Genomic DNA, 6335 nt, shown 5'->3' with positions numbered 1-6335 from the left:
GCCTTCTACGAAAAGACGGTCGGCGCCATGCCGATCCCCAATTCCGCCCCCGGCGTCTATGCCGGATTGCTCGACGTTACCTGATCCTCCCAGAGCATCCGGTTCACCGGAAATGCTCCAGGGGTTCCGTTTTAACCGCATCATCCGACGCCGAAGCGATCTCGCTTCGGCTGGACATGCTCCAGACCGCAGAGACTTTCATGCCGACATCCGCCCGCGCTACATTCGCCCTCGAAACCTCCTGGGCGCCCGCCACCGACGACCAGCCGCTCGCCTATATCCTCAAGCTGACCAACCATTCGAAATCCTCCCTTACCGGCTTCCGCCTCTGCGTCAGCGGACCGGGCCGGGTCGACCCGGCCGCAAGCATCGATGGCGGCTCGCTCGGCACGCGGCTTTCCAATTTCACCGAACTTCTGCCGCCGGAAGGTTTCGTACTGGAACCGGAGGCCACATGGACCGTCGCCGTGCACGGCCTCAGCTGGGCCTTCAAGCACTGGACGGACGGCGCGCGCGGCGCCTATCTCGTGCTGGACGATGGGAGCACGCTTTCCATCAGCACCGGGCCGACGCTCAAGGTCGGCGGCAATGCGCCGCCGAAGCGCGGCGTCGCCGCCTTCCCCGTTCCCATGAGTCCTCCCGTCCCCGTTTCGGTGATCCCGTGGCCGAAAGAGGTCGCCGTTTCCGGCCGGCGCGCGACACCCCCCGGCTTCACGCTGATCGCCGACGTCACCGATGCGAAGGCCGCCGCGGAAGCCTTCACAACGCTCACGGAAGACCTGTTTGCCGTGGAAGGCATCGTCCGCTCCGCTTCCGAGGGCGGGCTCCCGGTGCGCCTGCATCTGAAAGAGGGGCTTGCAGCCGAGGCATATGAGATTGTTTTCGCCGCCGATGCCCTCTTGGTTGCCGCCTCCGGGCACACCGGCCTGCTCTATGGCCTCATCACGCTCGGCCAGATCTGGCGCGGCGCGCGGCATTTCCCTGATGCCTACAGCTTCCCCGCTGCGGGAACGATCACCGATGTCCCCTCCATGGACTGGCGCGGCCTGCATCTCGATGTCGCGCGCCAGTTCTACGGCGAGGCCGAGATCCGCAAGCTCCTGGCCATCCTCGCCTGGAGCAAGCTCAACCGCTTCCACTGGCACCTCTCCGACGACGAATCCTGGCGCGTCGAGATCGACGCCTATCCGGCGCTGACCGAGATCGGCGCCTGGCGCGGGCATGGTCTCCCCGTCCCGCCGCTGCTCGGCACCGGGCCGGAAAGGAGCGGCGGCTTCTATACGAAGGCGACGATCCGCAGCATCGTCGCCTATGCCAAGTCCATCGGCATCGAGATCGTGCCGGAGATCGACGTGCCCGGCCATTGCTTTGCCATGCAGATGGCCATTCCGGAACTGCGCGACCCGGAAGAACAGGGCAGCTACTATTCCGTTCAGGGCTTCCCGGACAATTGCCTCAACCCGGCGCGCGAAAAGACCTATGAAGTGCTGGAGACGATCTTCAAGGAACTGATCGAGCTCTTCCCCTTCAAGACGATCCATGTCGGCGCCGACGAGGTGCCGATCGGCGCCTGGTCGGGCTCGCCGGAAGCGCTGGCGAAACTGCGCGACATTAGCGGCGCGGCCATGGCCGAGGCCCATGCCCGCCGGCTGAACGTCATCACCAACACGCACGGCGCCGATGCCATCGACGGCTCGGGGGCCGCCGTCTTGCAGGCGATCTTCCTCAAGCGGATCCAGACGTTCCTCGCCTCGCAGGGCTGTGTCACCGGCGGCTGGGAAGAGGCGGCGCATGGCAATGTCATCGACAAGGCCGCAACCTATCTCTGCGGCTGGCGCGACATGGACGTCTCGGCAGCGCTCGCCGGCGAGGGCTATTCCATGGTCGTCTGCCCCGGCCAGGCCTATTACCTCGACATGGCCAACAGCCCCGACTGGGACGAGCCGGGCGCCAGCTGGGCCGGCTGGTCGGCACCGGAAATGACCTACCAGTTCGATCCCGTCGCCGGCTGGAGCGAAGCGCAGAAGGCGAACCTCCGCGGCGTGCAGGCCTGCATCTGGTCCGAACCGATGAAGGACCGCGCCGCCTTCGACCGCCTCGTCTTCCCGCGCCTTTCGGCCATCGCCGAAACCGGCTGGACGATGCCGGAGCGCAAATCCTGGGAGCGCTTCAAGGCCGCCGCGGGCCTGATGCCGGTGCTTTACGGCTTCCCGATCGCGTAAGCAATTGCTTACGCGACGGGCTTCTGCAACACCGCGAATTGCGGATTCGTTTCCGAAAAGACCGGCAAGGCGGCAGCGCCCAGAATGGACGTGTCCTTGCCGGTCGCCGCGATCATAATGCGGGCAATGCGCCGCTCTTCCGCCGGATCGACCGGCGGGTAGAGCGGCTCCATGCGCGCGGCGAGCCGCGCCAGCAGCCCCGCAGGCATCGGCCCGCCGAGCACGATGGTCTGGGGATCGAAGGCCAATTCGAGGAAATCGATGGTCCGGCGCATCGGCTCGGCCGCCGCATCGAGCCAGCCGTCGAGCGCGGGTCCCGCTCCCTCCACCATCGCATCCAGTTCATCCGCCGTGTAGGCACCGGGATCTGATATTTTCAGGTGCTCGTAAGCCGCACCGAGCGAGACATAGCGGTCAAGGCATCCGCGCTTGCCGCAGATGCAGGGCAAACCATTGGGCTCGACGACGATATGGCCGATCTCGCCTGCATTGGCCCGGCTGCCGCGATAGAGATGCCCATCGAGGAACATGCCGGCACCGATGCCGCCGCCGAGGAAGAGATAGACGAAGCTGCTCAAGCCACGGGCGACGCCGTAGAGCCGTTCGCCGATCGCCGCCGCCGTTGCATCGTTCTCTACCAGAACCGGCACGCCGACGAGCCGTTGCAGCGCCGGTCCGACCTCGAAATGCTGCCAGCCCGGCAGCGCGATCGGCGTCAGCGAGGTCACGCCCTCCGCCGCATAGCGGCCGGGCATGGCGATGCCAACGCCGAGCAGGCGGTTGCGATCAAAGGCAAAGACCGTCTGCAATTCCGCGCTGATCGCGGCGAGGATCGGGATCGCCTGCTCCGGCGTCGGCGGGTCGATGGGCCTGACAATGCGGGCGCGGATCGTGCCGGAAAGGTCGGTCAGCACGCCGGCCGCATGGTCGCGCTCCAGCTCCAGGCCGATCGAATAGGCGCCGTCGGGATTGATCGAATAGGGCGTGAAGGGCTGGCCGCGCGCCAGCTTCTGCGGGCTGTCGGCCTTCAGGAGTTGCGAGCCTTCCAGCTCCTCGACGATGTTCGACACGGTCTGCGCTGTCAGCGCCGTCAGGCGAGCGATCGCGGCGCGCGACAGCGGACCGTTGGTGCGGATCGCCTCGATCACGACCCGTCGGTTGTGCGCTTTCGCCTGTTCGAGATTGGTGCCGGAAATGGCCTTCATGATGGGGATAGTTTCACCGGATGCATGCGCGCCCGCAAGCGCTTTCAATCATCCGGCATAAGCGGGAATCGGCCGCGTGGCCAGCGAATTGGCTGGTTATCCCGCAAAAGCGGCAGGGCACCCGTTCGGGGTGCCCTGCCTTGGAATTCTGAAGGCTCTGGCGTTACTTCGATGCCGGTTCGAGAGTGCCAGTCGCAGGCGCGCTCTTCCCGGCGCTCATCTTCTTATAGAGGAAGAAATAGAGCCTGATGTACTGGCCGATGAGGATCGCATTGATGATCGTGCCCTCGCGGATGAACTGGATTTCGCCGAGGAAACCGAGGCCGATCAGTGCCGAGGTCACGAGCAGCGTGCAGTCGAAGCCGGTCTTGATGTTACCCCACTTCCAGCCGGTGCGCTTGAAGATTGTGTTGACGAACATGTCGATCGGCATCAACACGAGATTGGCGCGGATCATCAGGAAGAGGCCGAAGGCGAGGGCCGCATCGGCAAAGACCAGCAGTGCCACGCGGTAGGAATACTCCTCCAGCACGATGAATTCGGTGAGCTTTAGGTTGAGATCGAGGAACACCGCCAGCACGAAGGCCGGGATGAGCGAGGCGAAATTCTTGAGCTTGAAATCCTTCGGCAGCACGAAATAGGTCAGCGCGAGCATGATCAGCTCGAGCATGAAATTGTAGGTGCCCTGGCTCAGCGGCGGATAGACCAGCGTCATGGTGCGCGTCAGGCTGCTCTGCGGCGAGATGCCGACGCCGGCGCGGATCGCCAGACTGACGCCGAAGGTCAGTATGTAGATGCCGAGGACATACAGGATCCAGCGGCGGGTGAGGCTGCCGGTATCGACGATTTCGGCTTCCGCCGCATTGTGTGCCATGGTTTCCTCCCAAAGGCGTTGCGCGGAGCCTCCCGTCACTCCCGGCCTGCCGCGCTCAAAAACGTTTTCGCGGATGTCCCGGAACTCCTTCTCCCGGTCAATCCGTAACTTTTGGGTACCGGCAGGCGCACGAGGCGCCCGCCGGTACGGTTCTCTGCGTCAGTGCATCAATCGGAAGCGGTGCAGCGAGATGAACAGGCTGAGCAGCTTGTTGACCACGGGCTCGCCCTCGTTGCGGTTGCCCATCGCCGCGAGCGCCGCATCGATGGAGCTCGCCGCCGCCGTCAGCTCGGAAACGGTCATGTTCGCCATGACGCCGTAGATTTCGAGCGGCATCACCGCCTTCTCCACCTTGTTGTCCGTCACGATGCAGGCACCGGCATAGGTGTCGACCTGCTTGACGCAGTGGCACATTTCCGCGCTCTCCTCGCCCACCACGACGAAATACGGCTTCGGCGCCGGCCAGAAGGTCGCGACCGCGCCGCGATCGATCGACACGCCCTTGAACAGGCCGTTGACGATGTGGCGCTTGCCATCGGCATAGCGCTGGATGACCGAAAGGCGCGAATATTTGATACCATCGACCTCCGGCACCACCTTGCCGTCGCGCAGCGGCACCCAGACCTCCTGGTAGAATTTCGCATGGCCGCGGCCATAGACGTCGAACAGATAGACCTTCGCCTTGCTACCATCCTCGGAGATTTCGAGGGGCACGATATCGAGCTGGTCGGCGGTGAGGTCGGCCAGACCCGGAACGCCCTTCTTGCACATGCCGGAATAGTCGATCTCGGCATTCGTCAAAAGCTTGCGGTCCTTGGCGACCAGTTCGCCGTCCTTGAAGACATAGAGCGGGTTGATCTTCGACAGGCTGTCTGTCAGCACGATATCGGCGAAGCGGCCTGGCGTCAGCGAGCCGAGCTTGTCTTCCATGTGGAAGGAGCGCGCCGTGTTGAGCGTCGCCATCTTGATCGCATGGATCGGGTTGATGCCCATCTCGGCGCAGAGCGAGATGATCCAGTCCATATGGCCCATGGTCAGCAGGCGCTCGATGGAGATGTTATCCGTGCAGAGCATGAAATTGTCGGTCGGCCATTTGCGGTCGACAATGGCGCGCAGCAGCACCTTGATCACCTCGGCGCTGCCGACGCCGAACTTGATATGGGTCGGGAAACCGTAACGGACGCTCTTTTCGAGGTCCTTCTCGTTCCAAACGTCGTGGTTGTTCGAGCAGCCGATGGCCGGCAGGTAGTTGAGGATCATGTCGGAGAGCGCCGTGACGCCCCAGTGGCCGTTCATGAAGCCGCCCTGCGCACGCACCCAGGCGGCCTTGCGGAAGTCGTCGTCATTGCCCGAGGAATAGGTGAAATGCTCGAACTCGCCGAGACCGATCACCGGTTCCATCTTCAGCACTGCCTCGGTGACATTGGCCGCCGTCTTCTTGCCCGGCGCGAAGGCATAGAGGCGATAGGGCAGCTTGTCATAGTCCTTGAACAGCTTCTGCGCCGCCTCGACGCCCTCTTCGCCGGCCGCACTCAGCAGATCGAGGCATTCGGAATAGATCGTCGTCGTCCCGCAAGGCACCATCGCTTCGGCAAGCGCGGTCGGATGGGCGAGCTGGGATTCGAAATGGATATGGGCGTCGATGAGGCCTGGAATGGCATAGAGCCCCTTGCCGTCGAAGACCTCCTTCACCTTCAGGATGCTCTCGTCCGGATTGAGCGCGATGATGCGCTTGTCATAGACGAGGATCGAGCCGTGATAGACGGTCTCGCCGTGAACATCGAGGATGTTCAGGTTCTTCAGGAGCAGGTCTGCCTCCCGCTCGCCGTTCAGGATGGCGAAGATCGCCCGCACCGTGTCGTAGTGGGCGGCCTCCGCGATGGCGACATGCTGGTTCATGATGGTCCTCCGGTCTCTTCGGCCCGTCGCCGGGCCGGCATTCGTTCGGGGTTTCCCCCGCCAGCGCGGCTCCTGCCTCCGCGCCTCTCGAAAACCATAAGACGCCATTGAACCGCTCCCGAAAAGCAGTATTTT

The 6335-nt window shown here is 63.8% G+C and carries 4 protein-coding genes and 1 pseudogene; 2 read left to right on the top strand and 3 right to left on the bottom strand.

The window, feature by feature from the left end; all coding sequences use genetic code 11:
- Nucleotides 1-84, top strand: a pseudogene (locus ACOZK4_RS09670) (GNAT family N-acetyltransferase); the annotation flags it as partial.
- Nucleotides 85-200: 116 nt separating this feature from the next.
- Nucleotides 201-2222, top strand: a complete 2022-nt coding sequence (locus ACOZK4_RS09665; RefSeq protein ID WP_421591714.1) for a beta-N-acetylhexosaminidase — start codon at nt 201-203, stop codon at nt 2220-2222.
- An 8-nt stretch (nt 2223-2230) separates the two neighbouring features.
- Here the strand turns inward: ACOZK4_RS09665 and ACOZK4_RS09660 are convergent, their stop codons facing one another.
- The 3 genes from ACOZK4_RS09660 to ACOZK4_RS09650 all read right to left on the bottom strand — a co-directional run bounded on the left by ACOZK4_RS09660 (nt 2231) and on the right by ACOZK4_RS09650 (nt 6200).
- Nucleotides 2231-3427: an ROK family transcriptional regulator gene (locus ACOZK4_RS09660; RefSeq protein ID WP_421591713.1), complete on the bottom strand. Its 1197-nt coding sequence runs from the start codon at nt 3425-3427 to the stop codon at nt 2231-2233.
- Nucleotides 3428-3590: 163 nt separating this feature from the next.
- On the bottom strand, nt 3591-4301 hold the full coding sequence (locus ACOZK4_RS09655) for a YczE/YyaS/YitT family protein (RefSeq protein WP_421591712.1): 711 nt from the start codon (nt 4299-4301) through the stop codon (nt 3591-3593).
- Between the two features lie 159 nt (nt 4302-4460).
- The gene (locus ACOZK4_RS09650) at nt 4461-6200 is read right to left on the bottom strand and encodes an amidohydrolase family protein (RefSeq protein WP_421591711.1); all 1740 of its coding nucleotides are present in this window, start codon (nt 6198-6200) and stop codon (nt 4461-4463) included.
- Nucleotides 6201-6335: the final 135 nt, after the last annotated feature.

The sequence above is a fragment of the Shinella sp. M27 genome (genome assembly GCF_049199905.1).
Classification (GTDB): Bacteria; Pseudomonadota; Alphaproteobacteria; order Rhizobiales; family Rhizobiaceae; genus Shinella.
Note: the sequence above shows the minus strand (reverse complement) of the source record. Positions and strands in the feature narration are given on the sequence as shown.

What these genes read in the sequence shown, in the direction of transcription:
- ACOZK4_RS09665 (WP_421591714.1), top strand. Translation starts at nt 201, where the DNA reads ATGCCGACATCCGCCCGCGCTACATTCGCCCTCGAAACCTCCTGGGCG.
- ACOZK4_RS09650 (WP_421591711.1), bottom strand. Translation starts at nt 6,200, where the DNA reads ATGAACCAGCATGTCGCCATCGCGGAGGCCGCCCACTACGACACGGTG.
- ACOZK4_RS09660 (WP_421591713.1), bottom strand. Translation starts at nt 3,427, where the DNA reads ATGAAGGCCATTTCCGGCACCAATCTCGAACAGGCGAAAGCGCACAAC.
- ACOZK4_RS09655 (WP_421591712.1), bottom strand. Translation starts at nt 4,301, where the DNA reads ATGGCACACAATGCGGCGGAAGCCGAAATCGTCGATACCGGCAGCCTC.